Source organism: Rhodospirillaceae bacterium (genome assembly GCA_002746255.1).
Taxonomy (GTDB): domain Bacteria; phylum Pseudomonadota; class Alphaproteobacteria.
In genome coordinates, this window is sequence record NVWO01000004.1 from 18,472 (window position 1) to 44,052 (window position 25,581).

The window sequence follows — 25,581 nt, forward strand, 5'->3', positions numbered from 1 at the left end:
TGAGGTTTTACTGTTTTTCGGGTCGTCGGTTCCGGTCTTTTTTGACGTTTCGGTCAGACGTCCAGATTTTTGATGAACTGCGCGTTTTTCTGGATAAAGACAAAGCGTCGCTCCGGTCGTTTTCCCATCAGGTCTTCAACAAAACGCGCGACCTCTTTTGTTTCTTTTTGGTCTTCTTTTTCCGGCAGGGTCACGCGATAGAGGATGCGTTTTTCCGGGTCCATCGTCGTTTCCTTCAATTGCGCCGCTGGCATTTCGCCCAGCCCCTTGAAGCGGCTGATTTCAACCTTTGCCTTCCCCTTGAATTCGGTCTTCAGCAAGTGGTCTTTATGGGCGTCGTCGCGAGCGTAAACCGTTCGGCCACCCTGGCTTAGCCGGTACAAGGGGGGGGCGGCGAGGTACAGCCTGCCACTCTCAACCAGGGCCGACATCTTGCGGAAGAAGAACGTCATCAATAGCGCCGCGATATGGGCCCCATCGACATCTGCGTCGGTCATGATAATGACGCGTTCATAGCGAAGCTTTTCCGGATCGCATTGCTGGTCGATGCCACAGCCAAGGGCCTGGGTAAGGTCGGCAATTTCCTGATTGGCGCGAAGCTTTTCATCCGTCGCGCTGGCGACGTTCAGGATTTTGCCGCGTAGGGGCAGGATGGCCTGGGTCTTGCGGTTGCGGCCCTGCTTTGCGGAGCCACCGGCGGAATCGCCCTCGACCAGGAAAATTTCCGTGTCCCTGGCGCTCTCGCGCGTGCAATCGGTCAGCTTTCCCGGAAGCCGGAGTCGGCGGGTGGGGGTCTTGCGGGAAAGCTCTTTTGCCTCGCGGCGGCGCAACCGCTCTTCTGTCCGTGCAAGGATGGATTCCAACAGCAAATTCGCTGTTTCCGGGTCGCCGCTCAGCCAGTGGTCGAAATGGTCCTTGAGGGTGGTCTCCGTCAGCCGCTGTGCTTCCGGCGAGGAAAGGCGTTCTTTCGTTTGGCCCTGAAACGCGGGGTCTTTGAGGAAGATGGAAAGCAGGATGGTGGCACCGACGGCGGCATCTTCGGCGGTGATTTGCGACGCCTGGCGGTTTCCGACAAGCTCGCCATAGGCCTTTAACGCGCGTGCAAGCGCGGTGCGCAGGCCCGTCTCGTGGCCGCCGCCTTTCGGGGTCGGGATCGTGTTGCAATAGGAATGGATAAAGCCTTCGCCGTCTTCCGGCCAGCTGATTGCCCATTCCATGCGCCCGGCCTTGTTTGGGAAATCGGCTTCGCCGGCAAATGGCGGCGTGATGGTGCCGCGACTGTCCAGGGCCGCTTTCAGGAAGCCCTTCAGGCCGTCCTCAAAATGAAAGCGCTCTTTTGCAGGAATAGCGGCGTTGCCAAGCAGTTTCTCGTCGCAGGTCCAGCGAATCTCGACGCCGCGAAAGAGATAGGCCTTCGAACGCGCCATTCGGTACAGCCGTTCGGGCCGAAAGGTTGCCGTGCTGCCAAAAATTTTCGGATCCGGGTGAAAATGGATCACCGTGCCACGTCGATTTTTTGCCGTCCCGGTCGCTTCCAGCTTCGTTTTCGGCTCGCCGCGGGCATATTCCTGCTGCCAGAGTTTGCCGTCGCGGGCAACTTCGRTGGCAAGATAATCCGAAAGCGCGTTGACGACGGAAATGCCGACGCCATGGAGGCCACCGGCCGTCTCATAGACATCGCCGCCGAACTTGCCGCCGGCATGGAGGGTCGTSAGAATGACCTCCAGGGCTGATTTTTTCTTGAATTTCGGGTGTGGGTCGACGGGTATGCCGCGCCCATTGTCGCGGATGGTCAGCACGCCGTCGGCGGCAAGCCCGACTTCGATGCGATCGGCAAAGTTCGCAACCGCTTCGTCCATGGCATTGTCCAGGACCTCGGCCGCCAGGTGATGCAGGCCCGCCTCATCGGTGCTGCCGATGTACATGCCGGGGCGCCGCCGCACAGGCTCAAGGCCCTCTAGAACTTCAATGTCCTTTGCCGAATAGCTGCTACGGCGTGTGGTTTTCGGCTTGGCGGCGTGTTTGAGCAGTGGCATGGGCGGCATTATGGGGCGCTGCTATTCCGCAAGCAAGCAGGATGCAGTAGGCTGTCCTGGTTTCGATACGATATATGGGGTGGTTCCCAAGGAGGCGATCATGACGNARYKKSCYGNNGSAAGGAWGSGSGRKKKSCNGAARCCSGGANSAKGGCTATGCCTGCGGACGCGAATCCGAACGGTGACATTTTCGGCGGCTGGGTCCTCTCGCAGATGGACATTGCCGCCGGCATGGCCTGCGGCCGTCGGGCGCGGGGGCGGGTGGCGACGGTAGGCATTGAGGCGATGACGTTCCATCTGCCGGTTTTCGTGGGGGACAGCGTTTCCTGTTTCACCAAAATTCTTGGCGTTGGCAGGACGTCGATCACCGTTCATGTCGAAACCTGGGCCGAACGTGCGCTTTCCGAGGAAAGCGTCAAGGTAACGGAAGGCAATTTCGTGATGGTGGCTCTCGATGAAAACCGTCAATCGCGACCGGTGCCGCCCGCCTGAAAAAGTGCCTAAAAAAAGGGCCGCTCAAGGCGACCCTTTTTAAAGTTATAGCTTAGCAATTATTCATTACGTGCTGTAATACATGCTAAATTCAATTGGATGCGGCGCCATTTCAAGGCGCGTCACTTCCTCATGTTTCAGTTCGATATAGCCATCGATCTGGCTGTCGGTGAAGACGTCGCCTTTAGTCAGGAAGGCCCGGTCTTCTGAGAGGGCGTCCAGGGCCTCACGCAGCGAGCCGCAGACAGTCGGCACGCCCTTTAGTTCCTCCGGCGGCAGGTCGTAGAGGTTCTTGTCGATCGGATCGCCCGGATGGATCCGGTTCTCGATGCCGTCGAGGCCGGCCATCAGCATTGCCGAGAAGGCGAGATAGGGGTTGGATGCCGCGTCCGGATAACGGACTTCGACGCGTTTGCCATTGGGGTTTGTCGCATAGGGGATGCGGCAGGCGGCCGAGCGGTTGCGCGCGGAATAGGCCAGCAGGACCGGGGCCTCGAAGCCATTCACCAGGCGCTTGTAACTGTTCGTCGCCGAATTCGTGAACGCATTGATGGCGCGGCTGTGCTTGATAATCCCGCCGATGTAATAGAGGGCGTTCTCCGAGAGGTCGGCATAGCCATTGCCCGCGAAGGTCGGTTTCCCATCCTTGAAGATGGATTGATGGACGTGCATGCCCGACCCGTTGTCGTCGATAACCGGTTTTGGCATGAAGGTCGCGCTTTTGCCGTAGGCATGGGCGACCTGGTGGACGACGTATTTGCAGATCTGTACGGCGTCCCCGCATTTGAGCAGCGGGCCAAAGCGAAAGCCAAGCTCGTTCTGTCCGGGGGCGACTTCGTGGTGGTGCTTTTCGATTTCGACCCCCATCTCGCCCAGGAAAGTCAGCATTTCTGCGCGCAAATCGGACATCGAATCGACCGGCGGGACCGGGAAATAGCCGCCCTTGACGGGAGGCCTGTGGCCGAGATTCCCCTCTTCAAACTCGGCACCCGAAGCATGGGGGGCCTCGCCATAGTTGAGAGAATAAAAGGTGTGGTTCATCGAGACATCGAAACGGACGTCGTCGAAAACGAAAAATTCCAGTTCTGGGCCAAAAAAGGCCTGATCGCCAATTCCGGTGCTTGCCAGGTAGGTTTCTGCCCGACGTGCGGTGGATCTTGGGTCACGCTCATAGCCCTGACCGGTGCCGGGGTCGATGACGTCGCAAAACATGATCAACGATGTCTGTGCCGCAAAAGGATCGAGAACTGCCGTCGCGGGGTCGGGCATCAGGATCATGTCCGATTCCTGGATCGCCTTCCAGCCGGCGATTGAGGAGCCGTCGAACATGAAGCCATCAACAAAGACATCTTCGTCAATGGTGGTGATGGCTTGCGCCGTGTGCTGCCATTTGCCACGCGGGTCGGTGAAACGGAGATCGACGTATTTCACGTCGTTCTCTTTGATCATTTGAAGGACTTCTTTTGCGTTGGACATAGGGTTTCCCTGAATGTGCTACTTGAAAACTCGTTGAAAAAAAGTCAGATGGCCTCGTTGCCGGATTCACCTGTGCGGATCCGGATGGCATCGCTGATATCGGAGATAAAGATTTTGCCGTCGCCTATTCGGCCCGTGCGCGCAGCCTGGACGATGGCTTCGACAGCTTTCTCCAGAAGGTTGTCGTCAAGCACGATCTCGATCTTCACTTTCGGAAGGAAATCGACGACATATTCGGCGCCTCGGTAAAGCTCGGTATGCCCCTTCTGGCGTCCGAAGCCCTTTACTTCCGTTACGGTGATGCCTTTCAGGCCGATCTCGTGAAGCGCTTCTTTCACTTCGTCGAGCTTGAAAGGTTTAATAATCGCTTCGATTTTTTTCATGAGCGGTTCTAGCCGGTTGAGAAAAGAAATTTTTACGAACGTCGTATTTTTGCGTAAGGCGAGGGGTGCGACAGGTCCAATCTTTCAGATGGCACTATGTAGAAAAGCACGGAACGTGCCAAATCAAAAAGGCCGGAGAAAAGGCCGAAAAAGTCACGAAAAAACCTGGAAACGAACGCCTGCCTTCCCCCAAATTGATTGTTTTTTAGGCAGACGCGCCTATATTATCAGCGAGATTCGCGCCTGCTTTGGGAAGGTAGCGTAAGGAAAATGCTGGACGAATCAAGTAGGATTCGCAGGTGAACGCGCCGTTGTTTCACCGCAACGCCATCGGGTCCCGGCTCTGGTCCTAGGCGTGCTTGACGCCTTCCTTCGGGAACGTCTACACAGGGCCGTCATGTGGCGGGTGTAGCTCAGTCGGTTAGAGCGCCAGATTGTGGATCTGGAGGCCGTGGGTTCGATCCCCATCACTCGCCCCAATTTTCTTTCTTCGGTCGCCATTTCTCGATACGGTTGTTTAGGAAATCGGCCACGAAAACACTGCCGTCCTCGGCGACATCTATGGCGATGGCATGGTGAAATTGGCCGGGACCGTCTCCGGCTTCGCCGAAGGCCGTGAGGAAAGTGCCGTTGGGCGCGAAAATCTGGACCCGATTGTTATAAAAGTCGGCGACAGTGATATCGCCATCGGGACCAAGGGCAATACTTGCAGCGACGGCGAACCATCCATTGAACGGCCCGGAAATATTCGTTGCGAACGGTCCGCCCCATTTGTGCGAGAAGGAACCGTCCGGGGTGAAGGCCTGAACCCTGTCACCGTAGCCATCGGCCACATAGAGCACCCCGTCACGGCCTAAGGCTACATCCGTGGGATAGTTAAACTCGCCTGCGCCAATGCCGGTTTTTCCGGTTTTGCCCCATTGGCGGATGAAAGTCCCATCGGCGCGTAAATGCTGAACCCGTTGATTATAGAAATCGGCAATGAAGAGATCGCCGTTTGTAGCGACAGCAACACCACCCGGTGCGTTGAACTGGCCCGGGCCTTTGCCGGCCTCGCCGATGATCCGCTTCGGCGTGCCGTCCAGTGCGAAGACCTGAATGCGGTCGTTGAAATATTCCGGCACATAGAGCTCGTCGCCGCGGATCGTCAGGTTCATGGGCCGTCCAAGTTTGCCCTTTTTCTTGCCAGGTTTGCCGAATTCGCGCCGGAAATTTCCATCGAAATCAAAAACCTGGATGCGGCCATTGCGGGAATCGGCAACAAAGACTTCGCCATTCGTGACGGCAATCCCTGTGGGGTCGTTAAACTGGCCCGGCCCCGAACCCTTCTCGCCCCACATCGTGACGAAGACGTAGCCCGGCTCTTTGGCGGAGGGGATGAAAGCGAGCCACGCCCCCATAAGCAGCGCGGCTGTTACAAGAACGATGCCGCTTATGCGTTTGAGCAGTCTTCTGCGCATCCGGGCGCCTCTAAAAATTCAGCCGGAACCCGGCGCGCAGGACGTAATCCTTCTCAAGCGCCGTGCCACCAAGGTCCTGGACGACCGGGATTTGTACTCCGACTTCGACGATCCATCTTTTGGTGACATATTGCAGACCCGGCAGGATAAAGAGGCTCAGCCCGCCGGAGTCGGGATTGTCAGACCCGCCAACCTGGTTTTTGTCCTGATAGATCAGATTGGTTTCGAACACGCCGTACAGGAAGCCGGGGACGCCTGTGCCTAACTCGCGCGGCCACAGGCGGTATTGCAGCGCGCCGTCAAGTCGCGCTACATCCCCGAACGCGAAATCATTGGCTTCCATATTCGCTTTGTAGCTGACCTGAGCGTCGATCTCGAAATCGAGGGTCTGGTAAGAGAGCACAATCCCGCCAAACGGGTCCCACGAGCCGGAGCCCAATTGTACGCTTGGCGGTAGCCTGCCGAGGTTGTCGCTTTCATGATCCTCGCCGGTTGGAAGCTCTATCCCTGCGAAGGGAGCAATCCGCAGGGTCCGGCCCAGCCAGTCCTGGCGAAACACCGTGTAACGACCGAACAGGCTGATATCGCCCAAACCACTCGTACTTCGCGCACGCCTTGCGCCATTCTCGATCAGCTCCAGATTCTTCTCGACGTCGGGGATGACTCCGAATAGGGCTAGGTCCGGCGTCGCTCCATAGCCGAGCACGGAGATAAGCGCCCAGGCTGTGCGGTCCCGGTCAGCACCGCTAGGGTCGGCGCCGGATTGTTCCAGAACGAATTGTTCCCGAAACACAAACTCGCCTTTTGCGACCGGCAGCGCCGTGTTGAAAGACTGCGGTGCCGCCTGCGCCGTCGCGGCCCAGACCATGGCAAGCGTAAAAGTTAAAAAAAAGCCGGGACGATTCTTCATTCGTCCGTTCCCGTGGGCTTGAACCCGCTCAGCGTGAATCCGGCGGCCTTGACGGCTCTTCTGGCGGTCTTCTCATCGAGGGTCGAGCCGTCCCGCATGGTCACGGTTACGATGCCTGAGCGTATATCGGTTGCGACTCCTTCAACCCCTTCGATAGTGTCCAGTTGCTTCTCGATACCGTAGGCGCAGAACGGGCAGGCGAGGCCGGCAACCTCAATTTCGTAACTTGGCCCGGCGGCCCATGTATTCGCCGAACTTAAAGAGAATACGAGGGTAAAGAGAAGCACCCGCAATGCGCTACACATGATCCCGATCCCTGAAACTTTGGATAACGAAAATCTATCTGCCATGCGCGTGTTTGCCGAAAAATTTGATGAATTTTCCCAATATCCACTCCGGCAACAGCCAAAGAACGGCAAAACCCGCCACGATGCTGCCCCACAACCAGATCCAGCCATTGGGACCCAGCGAGAAAATCCCAAAACCGTGCAGGACCATGGGGGCTGCCAGGACAAGAAAGAAGGGGCCGGTAAAGTAGCAGTGCGTCCGGCCGCAGCGCGCCGCATTCACAAGGCAGGCTACGCCCATCCATAGCAGGGCGGCGGTTCCGATCAGAGTCCGCGCGAGAGGGGGCAAAAAGACGGTGACGACCAATGCTGCCATTGGCAATCCCCATGCGACGGCATAGCTGCGGGCGTTGCCAACCCAGTCTTTTTTCCCATCCCCAGCTTTGTCCATGGTTCCCATTTTACACCGCGCAGCAGGACAGTTTCGTCACATCCCTGTCGAAGGCGAGCGCGGCAAGTTTCAGGCCCTCGACCGTCGTCAGGTAGGGGAAGATCATGTCCGTGAGGTCGGCAATGGTGAGATTGTGGCGAATGGCCAGCGCCGCCGTCTGGATGCTGTCGGCGCCTTCCGGGGCAAGAATATGCGCCCCCAGCAGACGGTTGGTTGGCGCGTCGGCTACCAGCTTGATCAGGCCGCGGGTATCGCGCGCCGCCAACGCGCGGGGGACGCGATCAAGTGGCAGCACAGAAATTCGCGTCTCATGGCCGCGCGCGCGTGCCTCGGCTTCCGTCCACCCAACGCCGGCCACCTGCGGGTCCGTAAACACCACCCATGGCATCGCGTGATTGTTGTAGCTCCGTGTGTCACCAAGCGCATTTTTTGCAGCAATTCCAGCGCCATATGCGGCCATGTAAACAAATAAGTTTAAGCCCGTCACGTCGCCGGCGGCGTAGATATTCGGTTGGCTGGTTTGCATGTGATTGTCCACACGGATTGTTCCATCTCTGTTTAACGCGATGCCCGCTTCCTTCAGCCCAAGCCCGCCGGTGTTGGGCGTGCGCCCGGTGGCAACCAGCAGCCGTTCGGTCGTGATGGTTTGTGTTTTTTCATCCTCCAGGACGGTGAAGGCGATCCCGTCACCTGTGCGCGCAAGGCTTCGATAGGTCAGCCCACACCGCACCGCAATGCCTTCTTCGACGAGGCAATGGGTTAGCGCTTCCGAGATTTCCGGCTCGGCGCTGGGCAATAGACGGCTCCGGCAGGTCAGGGTCACTTCGACGCCGAGGCGGGCGAACATCTGCGCTTGTTCGCACCCGATGTAACCGCCGCCGATCACAAGCAGGGATTTCGGCAGAAATTCCAATTCCATCGCGGTGGTGCTGGTGAGGGCGGGTACGTCTTCGATGCCAGCTATCGCAGGCAGCGCCGGTCGCGCGCCGGTTGCAATCACCAGCTTTGCGGCCTGTATAAGATCTCCGTTCACGACCACACCGTTATCGGCGAGGCGGGCCGGGCCTTCAAGATAGTTCAGCGTCTCGTAGCGAGGCAGCAGGTCTTTGTATTTTTCCTGGCGAAGAGAGGCGACCAGCGCATCTTTCTGCCGGACGAGCGCGCGCCAGTCCACCAGCCGTCCCTCGGCCCGAAGGCCTTCGAAGCGGCTGGCAGTATGTGCCTGATGTACGGCTTCGGCAGCGCGAATCAGGGTTTTCGAGGGCACGCAGCCAACGTTTACGCAAGTGCCGCCGATGGTTCCGTGCCCGATCAGCGCCACCTGGGCACCTTGTTCCGCCGCCGTGATCGCCGCCGAAAAACCGGCTGCGCCTGCTCCGATAACGGCGAGGTCATAACCGCCTTTGGGGGAGGTATGGGGCCTGTGCGTCATGGCGCTTTTTTTGCGTTAGAGCAATCCTTTCCGCGCCGCTGGCGCAGGTAAACGCCATAGGCGATCAGCCCCAGAAAACCGAGCAGCGCCGGCAACAGCACATGGTCGAGCCATCCCACCCATGCCGACAGCCCCAGCACGCCCAGCAGCAACACCAGCGCAGGCGTGAAGCAGCAGATGGCAACGAGAACAGAGCCAATGATGCCGGTCTGCAAAATTGCGCGATCCTTCATGTCCAGGGGTTCCTTTCTTAAGTAATTTTCCTTCAAAAGCTTCGTAGCAACGGTGCGAGGGCGGGGAAGGCGACGACCGCTAGGATCAGTGCGGTTGCTGTCCAGAGAGCGAGCGGCACCAGCCGTTGCCGCAGCGGATATGTGCAGGCTGTATCCTCTGCGCACGTGGTTTTCGGGTTACGGTAGGTGAGATAGAATCCGTAGCCCAACAACGGTAACGTTCCGGCGATGAAATAGGACTGGTAAGGGGCGAACACCGCCAAATTTCCGACCCATGCGCCGCCGATACCAAGACTAAACAAGGCCAGCGGCAGGACGCAGCAAGTTGAGGCGCCCAACGCACCGGCGACACTGCCGACGGCAACCCAGGTTCGGTGCTTCTCTTGGGCCATGTCTAATCATTCCTCATTGTGCGATTCCCTTGGCCATCTTCCACGGTCTTGTGTTAAAGATAGGATCTGTAGTTACTACAGGTACAAGGGGCTTTTTTATGGCCATCTTCATTGGGGAATTGTCGCGGAAAACCGGCGTGAACATCGAAACGATCCGCTACTATGAGCGGATCGGCGTGCTATCAAAACCGCCGCGTAGCGAGGGTGGGCATCGCATCTATGCGGAGGAACATCTAAAGCGGCTGACGTTCGTTCACCGGGCTCGTGAACTTGGGTTCGCGTTGGCTGAGATACGGGCGTTGCTGTCCCTTGCCGATGGTGGCGATTATGCCTGCGATGAGGTTCGCGATATGACGCGGCATCACCTCCGCGCGGTCCGGCGACGCATAACCGACCTGCGGCGGATGGCGCGTGTGCTTCGCGACGTCGTTGCCGAATGCGAGGGCGGAAACGTACCCGACTGTCCCATTCTTGATGCCCTGTTCGAAGGCCGGGGTTCGGCGGATCGCGCTTAGAACCGGTCCATGGCGAAGGGTCCGGTTTCAATCTGTGGCTTTTGGCCTGCAATCAGATCGGCCAGGATTTGTCCGGAACCTGCCGCCATCGTCCAGCCATAGGTCCCATGGCCGGTGTTCAGGAAGAGGTTCGAAAACGGCGTCGGGCCTATGATGGGCAGGGTGTCGGGGGTAAGCGGGCGCAACCCGGCCCAATAGGTTGGTTTGCTTTGATCGACGGTGCCGGGGAAAATGGCCTCCAGCTCTTTGGCCATGGCGGCGCAAGGCTCCGGCTCGATTGTGGGGTCGTAGCCCGTGAAGATAGCCGTGCCTGCCACCCGCAGGCGATCGCCAAAGCGGCTGAAGACAAGCTTTTTGCTTTCGTCGGTGATGCTTCGGGAAGGGGCGCGGTTGCCAGCACCGTTGCGAATGGGAAGCGTGATGGAATGCCCCTTGGTCGGACAGATGGGAAGGTTGATGCCAAGCGGGCGAAGAAGAAGGGGGCTGTAGCTTCCTAGGGAAACCACGACAACGTCCGTTGTCAGGCTTTCACGGTCGGTGATCACCCGTTCGATGCGGTCGCCTTGGGAGACCAGTTTTTCAACGCTGTGGCCGAATTTAAAGACGGCACCAAGACGGCGCGCCGCCTCGGTCAGCTTGACGGTGAATTGATGGGCATCGCCGCTTTCGTCATCGGGAGAATAGATGGCACCGGCCAGTTCCTCGGCGATGGGTGTCAGGGACGGCTCCAGGGCCAGGCAGGCGTCAATGTCGAGGGCGCGCAGATTGGCCCCAAGCGCGTTCATCGTTTCCAGGCGCTGGCGCGTGCGGTTGAAGGCGCGCCCATGGCGATAGATTTTCAGAATGCCGTCGGTCTGCATGTCATAGCTGATGCCGGTTGTCGCACGGATGTTGCGAAGCTGCTCGCGGCTGTAGAGGGCGATCTGAAGGGCGCGCTCCAAATTCCTGGCCGAGGGCCGGGTTGCGCAATTTTCTAGAAAACGCAACGCCCATCCCCAGAAATCGGCACCGGCGCGCAGGCGCAGGGCAAGCGGCGGGTTTTTTCGGCCAAGCCATCGAAGCAACTGCCGGGGGACTTCCGGGTTGGCCCAGGGTTCGGCGAGGCCGGCCGATATTTGGCCGCCATTGGCGAAGCTCGTTTCCTCGCCAGGTCCGGACTGGCGATCGACAAGCGTCACCTCATGCCCGGCACGCGAGAGGCAATAGGCGGATGTGACACCGACGACGCCTCCTCCCAGCACCAGCACCTTCACGATTTTCTCCCAAGCGATGTTCCAAGCCCTTCCGCTATATAGCGGTTCCGCATTCGGCGTGCAGACTTTTCCGGAGGTTGGATTCCAGACGACAGCCGCCCCGTCGCTACGTTATCCTTGGCGTCGATGGAGATGGATAAAGATCGGTTGGAAAACGCGCTGTTTCGCGTGACTGAAGCCACCGCAGTGGATCGGGCTTCTGTGGCGGCAGGGGTTTCCGGCGCCCAATTGATGGCTGCGGCTGGTGCCGCCGCCGCCCTGGAAATCGTTCGCCGCTGGTCGCCATGCCCAACGATTGTCTTGTGTGGCCATGGCAACAATGGCGGAGATGGCTTTGTTATCGCTGAGGAATTGCGCAAGAAAGGCTGGCCGGTTCGGGTGGCATTGCTTGGCCCCCTTGCCCGTTTGCGTGGGGACGCTGAGGCCAATGCCCTTCGCTGGCAGGGCGGTGCTGAGGCAGGGGAAATTCTGCCGCTGACGCCAGAGGTTCTCGACGGGGCTGAGCTTGTCGTCGATGCGCTTTTCGGGGCCGGGCTGGACCGGCCCATCGAAGGCATTGCCCGGGCCGTGGTTGAAGCAATCAACGCCTTGGGCCTTCCCTGCGTGGCCATCGATATACCAAGCGGTGTCCATGGCGATACGGGCGAAGTCCTTGGCGCAGCGCCGCAATCACTTCTGACCGTCACCTCCATCGGCAAAAAACCAGGCCATTTTCTGCTGCCCGGGCGCGAAATGGCGGGAGACGTCGTGCTTGTGGACATCGGCGCGCCCGAAACGGCTTTTTCCGGCATCGATCCAAGCGTGTTCGCGAACGATCCGGCGCTTTGGCGTCGCCGTTATCCCTGGCCGGGGGTAACGGACCACAAACACAGCCGCGGCCATGTCGTTGTCGTCGGCGGTGGCGTCATGACCGGCGCGGCCCGGCTGGCGGCGCGGGCGGCGCTGCGCATCGGTGCCGGCCTGGTCACCGTGGCCAGCCCGCCGGAGGCGGTGCCGATCTATGCTGCGGAAAGCCCAAGTCTGCTCATCCATCCGGTGCTGAGCGACGAAGATTTTCAGGATCTCGTCGCCGATCTGGGCAAGCGGGCCTTCCTGGTGGGGCCCGGCAACGGGGTGACGAAAGGAACGCGGGCGAACGTGCTGGCCGTCCTCGCCACGGGGAGGCCCTGTGTGCTGGATGCCGACGCGCTCACCGTCTTTGGCCCTTCGCCCGAGGCGCTTTTCGAAGCAATCCGGGGGCCGGTTGTGCTGACCCCTCATGAAGGGGAATTCGCCCGCCTTTTCGGGGTGAGAGGGGACAAGCTGACCCAGGCCCGCGAGGCGGCCCGGCAAAGTGGTGCCGTCGTGCTGCTGAAGGGGGCCGATAGCGTCATCGCCGCACCGACGGGCCAGGCGATCATCAACGCGAATGCGCCGCCAAGTCTGGCCACGGCAGGTTCCGGGGACGTTCTGGCGGGCATGATTCTGGGATTGCTGGCCCAGGGAATGGCACCCTTTGATGCCGCCGCCGCCGCTGCCTGGCTTCATGGCGAGACGGCGGCCCTTGTCGGTGCGGGCCTTATTTCGGAGGATTTGCCGGAAAATTTGCCAAGGGTCTTGTCAAACTTGCAAAAACCCCGTTAACCTTACCGGGTTATTAATTCACCGTTCTAAAATTTTGCTGCAATTTCCTACAGTTTGTAGGCATTGCTTTACCTTTTCTTAAAACAGAATGCCTAAGTTTCTGCGTAAGAGTTTAGGACGTAGGTATGTATTGTTGCAGGTAGCGCAAAATGAATTTTAACTTACGATCAAAGGAAGAGTACGGCGAAGCACCGGACGTTGAGGCCGGGTACGTTTTTCGTTGCCCTCGCACAGGGACCGTCGTTGAGACGGCGAAAGTCCTTTCCGTTCGTGTGGATTCATACGGCATTCCCCACGTGAGCTATCAGGTCCGTATCCGCCGCGCCAATCACGACATGCGAGACGGTCCCCGCATGTTGGCTCTGAAATCTTTCACCAGACGCTATACGGAACGCGTTCACTAAGCTTCGCGTGTGTGGCCCTTGCGACCTTCATTCCCAATCTTTTCCCCGGTCYTTCGCGTTGTCTTTGGTTTCCAATTTCTGGCCACGACCACCGGGCCGGTCGCCAATCAGGCCAAACGCTTACACCGCCATGCCGGTCATGCTATAAGCCGCCGGGGTTCGGTTGACGCCATGGTGGAAGCCGGAGTASCCATGCGGGCGTGGTGGAACTGGTAGACACGTCAGATTTAGGATCTGGTGACGCAAGTCGTGGGGGTTCAAATCCCTCCGCCCGCACCAGGGGTTTTGTATTTTTGTCGGCTGTATGGCCGATTTTGATTCCAACGAGCGAATGAGAGACGAATGGAAGTGCTGGAAATACAGGCGAAAGGCCTGAAACGTGAATTCAAAATTACGGTTCCTGTGGCGGATATCACGGGAAAGGTCGATGCGAAGCTGAAAGAAATTTCTGCGACCGCGAATCTGCCCGGCTTTCGCAAGGGCCATGTGCCCCTGTCGCTGCTGCGTGGAAAATATGGGAAACAGCTGCTTTCGGAAGTCGTTCAGAGAGCAACGGCAGAGGCGGTGCAGGGTTTGCTGAAAGATCGCAATCTGCGGCCAGCCGCCCAGCCCCATGTGGCCATCTCCGCTTTTCCGGACGGAAAAGATCTGGAATTTACGCTCACGCTTGAACTCATTCCCGAGATCGATTTTATGGATTTTACAAAAATCGAGATCGAGCGGCTCGAACCCGTCATCAATGAGAAAGCCGTCGAAGAGGCGATGGCGAACGCCGCCGCCGGACAGCGGCGTCATGGGCCTCTTTCCAAGGCACGCCCTGCGGCGATGGGCGATCTTGTGACCATTGACTTTCTCGGTCGTCTTGGGGATGTGCCGTTCGATGGCGGGACCGCCGAAAATCAGCAATTAGAACTTGGCGGTGGTCAATTCATTCCAGGCTTTGAAGAGCAACTCGTCGGCGCGAAAGCGGGCGATAGCCTCACCGTCACCCTGAATTTTCCGGACACCTATCCCGCCGAAAACCTGGCTGGAAAGGAAGCAACTTTTGATGTGACCGTAAAAGAAATTCAGGAACGCATCCCCTTTGCTGTTGACGATGATCTGGCGAAGGCGTTCGGACTTGAAAATCTTGATCAGCTGCGGACGCAGATGAAGGAAAACCTCGAACAGGAATACAAGAATGTCTCTGCCGTGCGCGAGAAGCGGGAATATCTCGGCATTCTGGCGGAGGGACATGATTTCGACCTGCCGCAAGGGGTTGTCGAGGCAGAATTCGAGGCGGTCTGGGAACAGGTGCAGGGACGTCGCGAGCAGCAAAAGCTGGCCAAGGAGCAAGGGGCTACAGACGAAGACGAATTCGAAGGCAAGGACGATGCGACGCTGAAAGAAGAATACCGCGACGTTGCTGAACGCCGGGTGCGGCTGGGCCTGTTGCTGTCCGAAATCGGCACCAAATACGATGTGTCCCTTACCCAGGAAGAGATTAACGAGGGCGTGCAGGCGGAAGCGCGCCACCACCCGGGTCAGGAACAGCAGGTATTTGAGTACTTCCAGAAGAACCCCGATGCCCTACAGCGGTTAATCGCGCCTGTTTTCGAAAAGAAGATGGTTGGCTTTCTGGTGGAGATGGCAAAGATTACGACGCGGAAGGTTGCGCCCGATGAGCTGATGAATGCCGTTCAGGCAACCATGGAACAGGCCATCGGCAAGACCGAGAAGAAGACGGCAACGCCTAAGAAGAAGGCGGCGAAAGCAGTAAAAAGCAAAAAGGACGCAGACAAGCCGGCAAAGTCTGCCAAGCCCGCCAAGGCCGCCAAGGCCGCCAAGGCCAAAAAGAAGGAAACGGCGGAAAAACCCAAGAAAAAAGCCGCAGCAAAAGCGAAGAAATAAAAAAACGGGGTGCAATCAATGGGCGACTTGAACGAACCAAATATGAATTTGTTAATCCCCATGGTTGTCGAGCAGACGAACCGTGGCGAGCGCGCGTATGACATTTTCTCCCGACTGCTGAAGGAGCGAATTGTCTTCCTTACGGGTGGGATTGACGATGCCTGTGCAAGTTTGATCTGTGCGCAATTGCTGTTTCTCGAATCCGAGAACCCAGGCAAGGATATTTTCATTTACATCAACTCGCCGGGCGGCCTCGTTACGGCAGGATTGGCGATCTACGACACGATGCAGTACATCCGACCGGATATTGCGACGGTTTGTATCGGGCAGGCGTCGTCGATGGGTTCGCTTCTCCTTACCGCCGGCGCGAAAAAGAAGCGCTATGCGTTGCCGAACGCCCGGATCATGCTTCACCAGCCGTCCGGTGGCACCCAGGGGCAGGCGACGGACATTGCGATTCACGCCAAAGAAATCCTTGCCCTGCGTGAGCGTCTTAACAAGATTTACATGGAGCATACCGGCCAGTCCCTGGACGTGATTGAAGACGCCGTCGAGCGGGATAAATTTTATTCGCCGGAAGAGGCGTTAGCGTTTGGATTGATCGATGAGGTGGTCAAAAATCGCCCAATTGTTGAAAAAGACTAGCCTATTCAATGGGAAACGTAAGTTTGTTGTGTGATTACTCAGGTTAGGGCTTTGCTGATTTCATCAAGACACGTGCCTATAAAAGGTACTTTTGTTATCATTTTCCTTACCGGTCTTGTCTAGGTTTTGACATTGTAGGGTAAGGTGGACTAGGGCTAGCATGTTGGTTGAACTAGGAATGGCGGCGTTATGAGCAAAACGGTCAGCGGCGATTCAAAAAACACGCTTTACTGCTCGTTCTGTGGGAAAAGCCAGCACGAGGTCCGCAAACTCATTGCCGGACCGACCGTCTTTATTTGTGACGAGTGCGTTGAGCTCTGCATGGACATTATCCGTGAAGAGAGCAAGAGCACGCTTATAAAATCCCAGGATGGGGTTCCGACGCCAAAAGAGATCTACACGGTGCTCAACGACTACGTTATCGGACAGGAGCACGCGAAGCGGGTTCTTTCCGTTGCCGTTCATAATCACTACAAGCGGCTTGGTCATGGGATTGGGTCCGATGAGGTCGAGCTTGCGAAGTCGAATATTCTGCTCGTAGGGCCGACGGGTTGTGGAAAAACGCTGCTTGCCCAAACCCTGGCGCGCATCCTTGACGTGCCCTTTACGATGGCGGACGCCACAACCCTGACAGAGGCGGGGTATGTCGGCGAGGATGTCGAAAACATTATTCTCAAGCTGCTTCAGGCGGCCGACTACAATGTCGAGCGGGCTCAGCGGGGCATTGTCTATATCGACGAGGTCGACAAGATTTCCCGCAAGTCGGACAACCCATCCATCACCCGGGATGTTTCCGGCGAGGGCGTCCAGCAGGCGCTGCTGAAAATCATGGAGGGCACGGTTGCTTCCGTACCGCCCCAGGGCGGTCGCAAGCATCCGCAGCAGGAATTCCTGCAGGTGGATACGACGAACATTCTATTCATCTGCGGCGGTGCCTTTTCGGGCCTGGAACGGATCATTTCGGCGCGCGGGCGAGGATCGGCCGTCGGCTTCGGCGCGGATGTGCGAGGCCCGGATGATCGCCAGATGGGCGAAATCCTGCACGATGTCGAACCAGAGGATTTGCTGAAATTTGGCCTGATCCCGGAATTTATCGGGCGGCTTCCGGTGATTGCGACATTAGAGGATTTAGACGAAGAGGCGCTGGTGGAAATCCTGACGAAGCCGAAGAATGCTCTCATCAAGCAATATGAACGGTTGTTCAATATGGAGGACGTCCAGCTTACCTTCACCGAGGATGCCCTGCAGGAAATTTCCAAACGGGCGATCCGGCGCAAGACCGGCGCACGTGGACTGCGCTCGATTCTGGAAGCGAATTTGCTGGATACGATGTTTGAACTTCCTGGCCTGGATGGGGTTGAAGAAGTTGTCATCAACCGGGAAATTGTCGAAGGTCGTTCCAAGCCTCTCTATATCTATGCGGATCGGCGGACCGATGTCGAGACGAGCGCTTAAGGTCTGGGCGTGACTCCGGGCAAACTTTTAAAAAAAGCTCGAAAATGGGGTGCGGCGAAGCCATATAAGCGTCGCCCTGAAACGCCATAGGTAAAAGCATGAACGATCCGAGCACAGGCGTCCTTTATCCGATCCTTCCGTTACGCGACATTGTCGTGTTCCCGCACATGATCGTGCCGCTTTTTGTGGGGCGGGAACGGTCCGTGCGGGCGTTGGAAGAGGTCATGAAGGGGGACAAGAAGATCCTGCTTGTGACTCAGAAAGACGCCGGAAAGGATGACCCGGAGGCGGGAGACATCTATACGGTCGGCACGATCGGGACAGCGCTGCAATTGCTGAAATTACCGGATGGGACCGTCAAGGTTTTGGTGGAAGGGTCGCGCCGCGCGCGAATTCTTCACCATACCCAGACCGATCCATTCTTCCAGGCCTATGTGGAAGAGATTGAGGATAAGGTCGAAAAGACGGAAGAAGTGGAGGCGCTGACCCGCACGGTGATTTCTCAATTTGAGCAATATGTGAAGCTCAACAAGAAAATTCCACCGGAGGTTCTTGTCTCCGTCAACCAGATTGATAACCCGTCAAAGCTGGCCGATACGATTTCCTCGCATCTGGCGCTGAAAATTCCGGAAAAGCAGGTGCTGGTCGAACTCGTTTCCGTTACGGAGCGGCTGGAACGGATTTGTTCGATGATGGAGGCCGAGATCGGCGTCCTGCGGGTTGAAAAGCGGATCCGCAGCCGCGTGAAGCGGCAAATGGAGAAGACGCAGCGCGAGTATTATCTGAACGAGCAGATGAAGGCGATTCAGAAGGAGCTTGGTGAATCCGAAGACGGTCGGGACGAGATCGGAGAGCTTGAGGACCGGGTTCGTAAAACAAAATTCAGCAAGGAAGCCCGAGAAAAGGCGACGTCTGAGCTGAAAAAGCTACGCACGATGAGTCCGATGTCGGCCGAGGCGACGGTGGTTCGCAATTATTTGGACTGGTTGCTCAGCATCCCATGGGGAAAGCGTTCGAAAGTTAATCGGGATATTCGCGCTGCAGCGCGAATTCTCGATGAGGATCACTATGGGCTTGAAAAGGTCAAAGAGCGGATTCTTGAATATTTGGCCATTCAGCAGCGCTCCAAGAAAATTCGCGGCCCCATTCTGTGCCTGGTTGGGCCTCCTGGCGTCGGCAAGACGTCGCTTGGCAAATCGATCGCCCGGGCAACGGGACGCAATTTCGTGCGTGTCTCCCTTGGCGGTGTGCGTGACGAGGCGGAAATCCGAGGCCATCGTCGGACCTATATCGGTTCGATGCCGGGGAAGATTATCCAGTCGATGAAGAAGATGAAGTCGGTCAACCCGCTGTTCCTGCTTGACGAGGTGGATAAGCTTGGATCCGATTTCCGTGGCGACCCATCTTCGGCGCTTCTCGAAGTGCTGGACCCCGAGCAGAATTCGACCTTTCAGGATCACTACCTGGAAGTTGATTACGACCTCTCCAACATCATGTTTGTGACGACGGCAAACACGCTACGTATGTCCAAGCCGTTGATGGACCGGATGGAGATTATCCGCCTTTCCGGCTACACTGAGGATGAAAAGCTCGAAATTGCAAAGCGCCATCTGATCCCCAAGCAGATAAAAGCGAATGCCATGAAGAAAGGCGAATGGTCAATTTCGAGCGATGCGCTGCTGAACCTCATTCGCTATTACACGCGTGAGGCGGGCGTTCGCAATCTTGAGCGTGAGATCGCCAACCTTATGCGGAAGGCGGTAAAAGAAATCCTGATGAAGAACAAGAAGCGGGTGTCCATCACGCGCACAAATCTTGAAAAATATGCCGGAATTCGTCGCTATCGTTTTGGCGAGACGGAACTTAATGATCTTGTCGGTGTTGTGACGGGCCTTGCCTGGACGGAAGTTGGTGGCGAGCTGCTTACCATTGAAGCTGTCACGATGCGGGGCAAGGGAAACGTCAAGCACACAGGCCAGTTGGGCAGTGTGATGCAGGAATCGGTAGAGGCCGCTCGCAGCTATGTTCGCTCGCGGATGCTGGATTTTGGCATTCGACCGGATATCTTTAGCAAAAGGGATATCCACGTTCATGTGCCGGAGGGGGCGACGCCAAAGGATGGGCCCTCTGCCGGGGTGGCCATGTGCGTAGCAATTATCTCGGCGCTTACCGGTATTGCCGTGCGAAAAGATGTTGCCATGACCGGCGAAATTACGTTGCGCGGACGCGTTCTACCTATCGGCGGGCTTAAGGAAAAGCTTCTGGCGGCGCTGCGTGGGGGCGTAAAAACGGTATTGATTCCAAGGGAAAACGAGAAAGACCTCGCGGATGTTCCTAAGAATATCAAGCGTGATCTTAAGATCATCCTGACCGGCACCGTGGATGAGGTTCTGGAAAATGCGCTTGTTCAGCCATTGACCCCGATCGAGTGGCAGGAGAAGGACGATATCGAAGCCGTGGTGCAGAAAAAGGAACCGGGTGTTGTCGGCGACGTCGTCAAGCACTGACTTGACCTTGTCTGGCCGTGTCGCCGACCTTAGAAAAACCTCATAAAAAGACGTTTCCTTGATTGACGTGCCTTTCGGCGCACCATAAACTTTCAACGCTTACTACACCATTGGGATGCCCATCTCATCCTGACAAAGGGGGCGATGACGTGAATAAAAACGATCTTATTGATTCTGTTGCTAGCAGGTCTGGTTTTTCAAAGGCGGATAGCGCTCGTGCGGTTGACAGCGTTTTCGGTGTTATTTCCGACAGTTTGAAAGAGGGGACAGAAGTTCGTCTCGTCGGATTTGGTACTTTCAGCGTTGCGAACCGTGCAGCCTCGAAGGGTAGAAACCCGCGCACCGGTGAAGTCATTGATATTCCGGCGTCGAAACAGCCAAAATTTAAGGCCGGCAAGGGGTTAAAAGAAGTTGTAAACAACTGATTTTAAATAGACTCTCATGTTTTTACATTGGAGTTTAACAATGTCGACCGCCTTAAAAGGCGGTCGACATTGTTTTTAGTCTTTGGTTCTTAGCGCTTGGTTTTTGGTGTTAGAAAAGGAAAAATCAAACGCCAACGCATTAACCGCCAATGCATTTATGGGCGATTAGCTCAGCTGGGAGAGCATCTCGTTTACACCGAGAGGGTCGGCGGTTCGATCCCGTCATCGCCCACCATTGTCCTTTTTTTCGAAGTTTTTTTCGCAATAAGATGATGAACAGACGCCATTGCCTTGACCCCAGGACGGCGAAGGGGTACTGAGGCTGGCTTCCAAGGCAATGGGGGTGTAGCTCAGTTGGTTTAGAGCGCCGGCCTGTCACGCCGGAGGTCGCGGGTTCGAGTCCCGTCACTCCCGCCATTGCTTTTCACCGATGCTTTTCTAGCCTCCTGTTCAGGGCGCGTATCGGTGCTGCCTTTTCATTGAGGCATTTCTATCAGGGCATGTCGAAAAAATAGTGGTTTTGGCGTCAAACGCCCTTTTTTCCTAATTTGCTCGCCGCTATACTCGGCGCGTGCTCGCCAAGGGTAGGCGTACCAAGGCCTTTTGTGGGTATCTGTTGTTGGGGTGAGTAGGAGACGGTTTTAATGGAAGCGTTGCTTCAGGAATATCTTCCAATCCTGTTGTTTCTTGGCATCGCCGGCGGAGTTGCCGCCGCGGCGCTGATCGCGTCCTATGTTCTTGCGCCCCAGCGTCCGGATGCTGAGAAACTTTCGGCGTATGAATGTGGATTCGAGCCGTTTGAAGATGCGCGTGACAAATTCGATGTTCGTTTCTGCCTTGTCGCCATTCTTTTTATTATCTTCGATCTTGAGGTGGTGTTTCTTTTTCCATGGGCCGTCAGCCTGGGAGAAATTGGTCTCTTCGGTTTCTGGTCGATGATGGTTTTTCTCGCAATTTTGACCATTGGTTTCATCTACGAATGGCGGAAGGGGGGGCTTGAATGGGAATAGGCACCCGTGACCACAGTTCGTCCTTTGCGGGTGCCTTGCCGCAGGGGCCGGATCAGGACGCAATTCTAAAACAGGTAACTCGCGAACTCGACGATCGTGGTTTCGTTATGGCCCAGGCGGACAAACTTGCGAATTGGGCGCGCACGGGATCGCTTTGGCCGATGACCTTTGGGCTTGCCTGTTGCGCGGTCGAGATGATTCACAGCGCCTGTAGTCGCTATGACCTTGATCGTTTTGGCATCGTCTTTCGGCCCTCACCGCGTCAGGCGGACGTCATGATTGTGGCGGGCACGCTGGTCAACAAGATGGCGCCGGCGTTACGGAAAGTTTACGACCAGATGGCCGAGCCGCGATGGGTTATTTCCATGGGGTCCTGTGCAAATGGTGGTGGTTATTATCACTATTCGTACGCCGTCGTTCGCGGTTGCGATCGCATCGTGCCGGTGGATATTTACGTTCCCGGCTGTCCGCCGACGGCGGAGGCGCTGCTTTATGGCATTCTGCAACTTCAGAAGAAAATACGTCGTACCGGAACTCTTGCCCGTTAATCAGGCCTGATTTGTAGAACATGGACGAAGCACTCAAGGAACTCAGCGATATGATCCAGGCCGCGTTGCCGGATCAGGTGATCGAAACCCAGATCGCGCATGGCGAACTGATGATCGTGGTGCCGGCCCAGTCCATTGTAAAGATCTTGGGCTTTCTTCGAGACAATGCGAATTGCCAATTCAGTATTTTAGTAGATGTTTGCGGCGTTGATTATCCGGAACGTGAAAAGCGTTTTGAGGTCGTCTACAACCTTTTGAGCCTGGAACAGAATCAGCGAATTCGCGTGAAAGCTTCTGTGGGCGAGGACGAAACCATTCCGTCGGTCGTCGGTGTGTACAGCGCGGCGAATTGGTGGGAGCGTGAGGCTTGGGATCTTTACGGTATCTTTTTCTCCGAACATCCGGACCTTCGCCGAATTCTTACGGATTATGGCTTCGAAGGCCATCCGCTGCGCAAGGATTTTCCGCTCACCGGATTCGTCGAACTGCGTTACGACGAGGCGCAGAAGCGCGTTGTCTATGAGCCAGTCAAGCTGACACAGGAATTTCGGTCTTTCGATTTCATGAGTCCGTGGGAAGGAACAGAAATTTTGCTTCCGGGCGATGAAAAAGCGGACGGTCAAGAGGGCGGGAAACGCAGCTGATGGCGGAAGCGCGGATTCAAAACTATACGATTAATTTTGGGCCTCAGCATCCGGCAGCGCATGGGGTGCTTCGCCTTGTGCTTGAACTGGATGGCGAAATTGTGGATCGCGCGGACCCGCATATCGGGTTGTTGCACCGTGGCACCGAAAAACTGATCGAACATAAATCCTATTTACAGGCCGTTCCTTATTTTGACCGTCTCGATTACGTATCGCCGATGTGTCAGGAGCATGCCTTCGCGCTTGCTGTGGAAAAGCTTCTAGATCTTGACGTGCCGCTACGTGGTCAGTACATCCGTGTCCTGTTCAGCGAAATCACGCGCATCCTTAATCACCTGCTCAACATCACCACGATGGCGCTCGACGTGGGCGCAATGACGCCGGTCTTGTGGGGATTCGAAGAGCGTGAAATTTTGATGGAATTCTACGAGCGCGTCTCCGGCGCCAGGCTGCACGCGGCCTATTTCCGTCCGGGCGGCGTTGGCCGTGATATGCCTGCGGGCCTGGCGGAAGATATCCATGAATTCATAGAGCGTTTTCCGAAAGTAATCGACGACATCGAATCGCTGTTGACCGAGAACCGTATTTTCAAACAGCGGACGGTTGACATTGGCGTGGTGACAGCAGCGGAGGCAATGGACTGGGGCTTTACCGGTCCGATGCTGCGCGGGTCGAACATTGCCTGGGATCTGCGCAAGGCACAGCCTTACGACGTTTACGCCGAGATGGATTTCGATGTGCCGGTTGGCCTGAAGGGAGACTGCTACAGCCGCTATCTTCTGCGGGTCGAGGAAATGCGCCAAAGCCTTCGTATTATGACGCAATGTCTTGAAAAAATGCCGGCAGGTGCCGTTCGCGATACCAGCGCGAAGGTTAGTCCGCCATCGCGCGGCGAGATGAAACGCTCGATGGAAGCGCTCATCCACCACTTCAAGCTTTATACCGAGGGCTATCACGTGCCAGCAGGCGAAACCTATACCGCCGTTGAGGCACCGAAAGGCGAATTTGGCGTTTATCTCGTATCGGATGGGACAAACAAGCCCTATCGCTGCAAGATACGTGCGCCGGGTTTTGCTCATATGCAGGGACTCGACATGATGAGCCGGGGGCACATGCTGGCCGATGTCAGCGCGATTATCGGCAGTCTGGATATTGTTTTCGGTGAGGTGGATCGATGAGCGGCCCTTCGAAAAAAACGCCCGTCGATCCGGGCGCGTTTGTTTTCTCGGGGCCCAATCAGACGAAGGTTGAGAGGATCCTCGCAAAATATCCGGAAGAACGTCAGGCAAGTGCTGTGCTTCCCTTGCTGGACCTTGCCCAACGCCAATCCGGCGGCTGGCTTCCCCGCGCTGCGATGGATCACGTCGCCGAATTTCTTTCCATGCCGCCGATCCGGGTCTATGAAGTTGCCACCTTCTACACGATGTTCAATCTGAAACCGGTTGGCGAACATTTTATCCAGATCTGCACGACAACGCCCTGCTGGTTGCGCGGATCCGGCGACATTGTTCGCGCGTGCAAGGAAACCCTTGGAATCGGCCCAGGTGAGACGACGGAAGATGGAAAATTCACCGTTGCCGAGGCCGAATGTCTTGGCGCATGTGTGAACGCGCCGATGATCCAGATTGGTGATGATTATTACGAAGATTTGGACCCTGAAGGCATGAAGAAGATTTTGGAGCTGTTGCAGCGTGGCGAAAAGCCAACACCTGGTTCGCAAACCGGGCGTCGTTGCGGTGCGCCGCAATCGGGGCCAAAGACGCTTCTTACGACCGCTTCCGGCACGACCGTTTCTGAAAAGGAAAACGTCTGATGCTGCGTGACGAAGACCGTATTTTTACAAACCTCTATGGGATTGAGGCTTTTGGTCTGAACGGCGCGCGTCAGCGCGGCGATTGGCAGAACACGAAGGCGATTCTGGAAAAAGGCCGCGAAACGATCATTGAGGAAATGAAGAATTCCGGCTTGCGCGGTCGCGGTGGCGCGGGGTTCAGTGCCGGGTTGAAATGGTCTTTCATGCCGAAGGAGGTGGGGGATCGACCCCATTACCTCGTCGTCAATGCCGATGAAGGCGAGCCGGGCACGTGCAAGGATCGCGACATCATGCGCAACGACCCTCATAAGCTGCTGGAGGGGTGTCTGATCGCCGGCTTCGCGATGGGGTCGCATTGTTGCTACATCTACATTCGTGGCGAGTTTTTCCGCGAGGCGGAAAACCTGCAAACGGCGATCGACGAAGCCTATGAGGCGGGCCTCATCGGCAGGAATGCCTGCAAGTCCGGCTGGGATTTTGATATTTTTATTCACCGTGGGGCCGGCGCCTATATCTGCGGCGAAGAAACCGCCCTGCTGGAAAGCCTTGAAGGGCGCAAGGGCCAGCCGCGCCTGAAGCCACCCTTTCCGGCGAATGTGGGCCTTTATGGTTGTCCGACAACGGTAAACAATGTCGAGACGATCGCCGTTGTTCCTGAAATTCTGCGCCGCGGGCCGGAATGGTTCGCGGGCCTTGGCCGCCCGAACAACGCCGGCACGAAACTTTTCTGCATTTCGGGCCATGTCAACGAAGCCTGCCTCGTTGAGGAAGAGATGGGGATACCGCTTCGGGAGCTGATTGAAAAACATGCTGGCGGCGTCCGTGGCGGCTGGAACAATCTGCTGGCTATTATTCCGGGTGGATCTTCCGTGCCATTGTTGCCAAAGCCGATTTGCGACACCGTGCGGATGGATTTTGACAGTCTGAAAGAAGTGCAGTCGGGTCTGGGCACCGCCGCGATCATCGTTATGGACAAATCGACGGACATTGTGAGAGCGATTGCCAGGCTTGCACAATTCTACAAACATGAAAGCTGCGGCCAGTGCACGCCATGCCGCGAGGGTACCGGTTGGATGTGGCGCGTGATGGAACGCCTCGTCACGGGTGAGGCCCATGTTGATGAAATCGGCCTGCTGGACGAGGTAAGCCGTGAAATAGAAGGCCACACAATCTGTGCGCTTGGCGATGCGGCGGCCTGGCCCATTCAAGGTTTGATCCGCCATTTTCGCCCCGAACTTGAACGTCGTATTCTTGAACGCCAGGTTGGCGGCGATACAGAGGCCGCGTAGGAACGAAA

General features: G+C 56.7%; 26 protein-coding genes and 4 tRNA genes. 19 read left to right on the forward strand and 11 right to left on the reverse strand.

Annotation, left to right across the window (positions count from 1 at the left end; all coding sequences use genetic code 11):
- Window positions 1–53: 53 nt before the first annotated feature.
- Entirely contained in the window at window positions 54–2,045 is a 1,992-nt protein-coding gene (parE, locus tag COA65_03800; GenBank protein ID PCJ60359.1) for a DNA topoisomerase IV subunit B, read from the reverse strand.
- Between the two features lie 147 nt (window positions 2,046–2,192).
- Between parE and COA65_03805 the strand changes: the two genes are divergently transcribed.
- The gene (locus COA65_03805; protein PCJ60360.1) at window positions 2,193–2,528 is read left to right on the forward strand and encodes an acyl-CoA thioesterase; all 336 of its coding nucleotides are present in this window, start codon (window positions 2,193–2,195) and stop codon (window positions 2,526–2,528) included.
- 66 nt (window positions 2,529–2,594) lie between these two features.
- On the opposite strand, the gene glnA is transcribed toward COA65_03805, so the two are convergent.
- Together glnA and COA65_03815 are read right to left on the reverse strand one after the other, a co-directional pair.
- Window positions 2,595–4,004, reverse strand: coding sequence for a type I glutamate--ammonia ligase (gene glnA / locus COA65_03810; GenBank protein ID PCJ60361.1), 1,410 nt, complete (start codon window positions 4,002–4,004; stop codon window positions 2,595–2,597).
- A 44-nt stretch (window positions 4,005–4,048) separates the two neighbouring features.
- Complete coding sequence (locus tag COA65_03815) at window positions 4,049–4,387, reverse strand: transcriptional regulator (protein ID PCJ60362.1); 339 nt, start codon at window positions 4,385–4,387, stop codon at window positions 4,049–4,051.
- 402 nt (window positions 4,388–4,789) lie between these two features.
- Between COA65_03815 and COA65_03820 the strand changes: the two genes are divergently transcribed.
- A tRNA-His gene (locus tag COA65_03820) sits at window positions 4,790–4,866 on the forward strand.
- Here the strand turns inward: COA65_03820 and COA65_03825 are convergent.
- Genes COA65_03825 through COA65_03855 form a run of 7 tightly spaced genes read right to left on the reverse strand, consistent with a single transcriptional unit; the run spans window position 4,855 to window position 9,552 of the window.
- Window positions 4,855–5,847, reverse strand: a complete 993-nt coding sequence (locus tag COA65_03825; protein ID PCJ60363.1) for a 6-bladed beta-propeller — start codon at window positions 5,845–5,847, stop codon at window positions 4,855–4,857. The two genes, COA65_03820 and COA65_03825, sit on opposite strands and share 12 nt — an antisense overlap.
- A 10-nt stretch (window positions 5,848–5,857) precedes the next feature.
- Window positions 5,858–6,757: a hypothetical protein gene (locus COA65_03830; GenBank protein ID PCJ60364.1), complete on the reverse strand. Its 900-nt coding sequence runs from the start codon at window positions 6,755–6,757 to the stop codon at window positions 5,858–5,860.
- Entirely contained in the window at window positions 6,754–7,062 is a 309-nt protein-coding gene (locus COA65_03835; GenBank protein ID PCJ60466.1) for a hypothetical protein, read from the reverse strand. Before COA65_03835 ends, COA65_03830 begins: the two co-directional genes overlap by 4 nt.
- Window positions 7,063–7,096: 34 nt before the next feature.
- Complete coding sequence (locus COA65_03840; protein ID PCJ60365.1) at window positions 7,097–7,504, reverse strand: hypothetical protein; 408 nt, start codon at window positions 7,502–7,504, stop codon at window positions 7,097–7,099.
- Between the two features lies 1 nt (window position 7,505).
- Window positions 7,506–8,927, reverse strand: a complete 1,422-nt coding sequence (merA, locus tag COA65_03845; GenBank protein ID PCJ60366.1) for a mercury(II) reductase — start codon at window positions 8,925–8,927, stop codon at window positions 7,506–7,508.
- Window positions 8,924–9,145: a hypothetical protein gene (locus tag COA65_03850; protein PCJ60467.1), complete on the reverse strand. Its 222-nt coding sequence runs from the start codon at window positions 9,143–9,145 to the stop codon at window positions 8,924–8,926. The genes merA and COA65_03850 overlap by 4 nt, the downstream gene beginning before the upstream one ends.
- Window positions 9,146–9,192: 47 nt before the next feature.
- Complete coding sequence (locus tag COA65_03855; protein ID PCJ60367.1) at window positions 9,193–9,552, reverse strand: mercury transporter MerT; 360 nt, start codon at window positions 9,550–9,552, stop codon at window positions 9,193–9,195.
- Window positions 9,553–9,650: 98 nt separating this feature from the next.
- On the opposite strand from COA65_03855, the gene COA65_03860 reads away from it, so the two are divergent.
- Window positions 9,651–10,067, forward strand: coding sequence for a transcriptional regulator (locus COA65_03860; protein ID PCJ60368.1), 417 nt, complete (start codon window positions 9,651–9,653; stop codon window positions 10,065–10,067).
- Here the strand turns inward: COA65_03860 and COA65_03865 are convergent.
- Window positions 10,064–11,320, reverse strand: coding sequence for an amino acid dehydrogenase (locus COA65_03865; protein ID PCJ60369.1), 1,257 nt, complete (start codon window positions 11,318–11,320; stop codon window positions 10,064–10,066). The genes COA65_03860 and COA65_03865 overlap by 4 nt on opposite strands.
- A gap of 132 nt (window positions 11,321–11,452) precedes the next feature.
- On the opposite strand from COA65_03865, the gene COA65_03870 reads away from it, so the two are divergent.
- The 16 genes from COA65_03870 (at window position 11,453) to COA65_03945 (ending at window position 25,573) form a co-directional block, all read left to right on the forward strand.
- Window positions 11,453–12,943 carry a bifunctional ADP-dependent NAD(P)H-hydrate dehydratase/NAD(P)H-hydrate epimerase gene (locus COA65_03870; GenBank protein PCJ60468.1) on the forward strand — a complete coding sequence of 497 codons (1,491 nt, stop codon included), beginning with the start codon at window positions 11,453–11,455 and terminating at the stop codon, window positions 12,941–12,943.
- Window positions 12,944–13,092: 149 nt separating this feature from the next.
- The gene (locus tag COA65_03875; GenBank protein PCJ60370.1) at window positions 13,093–13,347 is read left to right on the forward strand and encodes a hypothetical protein; all 255 of its coding nucleotides are present in this window, start codon (window positions 13,093–13,095) and stop codon (window positions 13,345–13,347) included.
- A 194-nt stretch (window positions 13,348–13,541) separates the two neighbouring features.
- A tRNA-Leu gene (locus tag COA65_03880) sits at window positions 13,542–13,626 on the forward strand.
- Window positions 13,627–13,689: 63 nt separating this feature from the next.
- Window positions 13,690–15,237, forward strand: a complete 1,548-nt coding sequence (locus COA65_03885; GenBank protein ID PCJ60371.1) for a trigger factor — start codon at window positions 13,690–13,692, stop codon at window positions 15,235–15,237.
- A gap of 18 nt (window positions 15,238–15,255) precedes the next feature.
- Entirely contained in the window at window positions 15,256–15,882 is a 627-nt protein-coding gene (clpP, locus tag COA65_03890; GenBank protein ID PCJ60372.1) for an ATP-dependent Clp protease proteolytic subunit, read from the forward strand.
- A gap of 189 nt (window positions 15,883–16,071) precedes the next feature.
- Window positions 16,072–17,337, forward strand: coding sequence for an ATP-dependent Clp protease ATP-binding subunit ClpX (locus tag COA65_03895; protein ID PCJ60373.1), 1,266 nt, complete (start codon window positions 16,072–16,074; stop codon window positions 17,335–17,337).
- A gap of 98 nt (window positions 17,338–17,435) precedes the next feature.
- The gene (locus COA65_03900) at window positions 17,436–19,844 is read left to right on the forward strand and encodes an endopeptidase La (protein PCJ60374.1); all 2,409 of its coding nucleotides are present in this window, start codon (window positions 17,436–17,438) and stop codon (window positions 19,842–19,844) included.
- A gap of 149 nt (window positions 19,845–19,993) precedes the next feature.
- Window positions 19,994–20,269 (forward strand): DNA-binding protein HU, encoded by a 276-nt coding sequence (locus COA65_03905; GenBank protein ID PCJ60375.1) that lies wholly within the window; start codon window positions 19,994–19,996, stop codon window positions 20,267–20,269.
- Between the two features lie 159 nt (window positions 20,270–20,428).
- Window positions 20,429–20,504: transfer RNA gene (locus tag COA65_03910), tRNA-Val, on the forward strand.
- A 104-nt stretch (window positions 20,505–20,608) separates the two neighbouring features.
- Window positions 20,609–20,686: transfer RNA gene (locus COA65_03915), tRNA-Asp, on the forward strand.
- 227 nt (window positions 20,687–20,913) lie between these two features.
- Window positions 20,914–21,279: an NADH-quinone oxidoreductase subunit A gene (locus COA65_03920; protein ID PCJ60376.1), complete on the forward strand. Its 366-nt coding sequence runs from the start codon at window positions 20,914–20,916 to the stop codon at window positions 21,277–21,279.
- Complete coding sequence (locus COA65_03925) at window positions 21,270–21,827, forward strand: NADH-quinone oxidoreductase subunit B (protein PCJ60377.1); 558 nt, start codon at window positions 21,270–21,272, stop codon at window positions 21,825–21,827. The genes COA65_03920 and COA65_03925 overlap by 10 nt, the downstream gene beginning before the upstream one ends.
- 20 nt (window positions 21,828–21,847) lie before the next feature.
- Complete coding sequence (locus tag COA65_03930; GenBank protein PCJ60378.1) at window positions 21,848–22,471, forward strand: NADH-quinone oxidoreductase subunit C; 624 nt, start codon at window positions 21,848–21,850, stop codon at window positions 22,469–22,471.
- The gene (locus COA65_03935) at window positions 22,471–23,649 is read left to right on the forward strand and encodes an NADH-quinone oxidoreductase subunit D (GenBank protein PCJ60379.1); all 1,179 of its coding nucleotides are present in this window, start codon (window positions 22,471–22,473) and stop codon (window positions 23,647–23,649) included. The genes COA65_03930 and COA65_03935 overlap by 1 nt, the downstream gene beginning before the upstream one ends.
- The gene (locus COA65_03940) at window positions 23,646–24,284 is read left to right on the forward strand and encodes an NADH-quinone oxidoreductase subunit NuoE (protein PCJ60380.1); all 639 of its coding nucleotides are present in this window, start codon (window positions 23,646–23,648) and stop codon (window positions 24,282–24,284) included. The genes COA65_03935 and COA65_03940 overlap by 4 nt, the downstream gene beginning before the upstream one ends.
- Window positions 24,284–25,573: an NADH-quinone oxidoreductase subunit F gene (locus COA65_03945; GenBank protein ID PCJ60381.1), complete on the forward strand. Its 1,290-nt coding sequence runs from the start codon at window positions 24,284–24,286 to the stop codon at window positions 25,571–25,573. The genes COA65_03940 and COA65_03945 overlap by 1 nt, the downstream gene beginning before the upstream one ends.
- Window positions 25,574–25,581 lie beyond the last annotated feature (8 nt).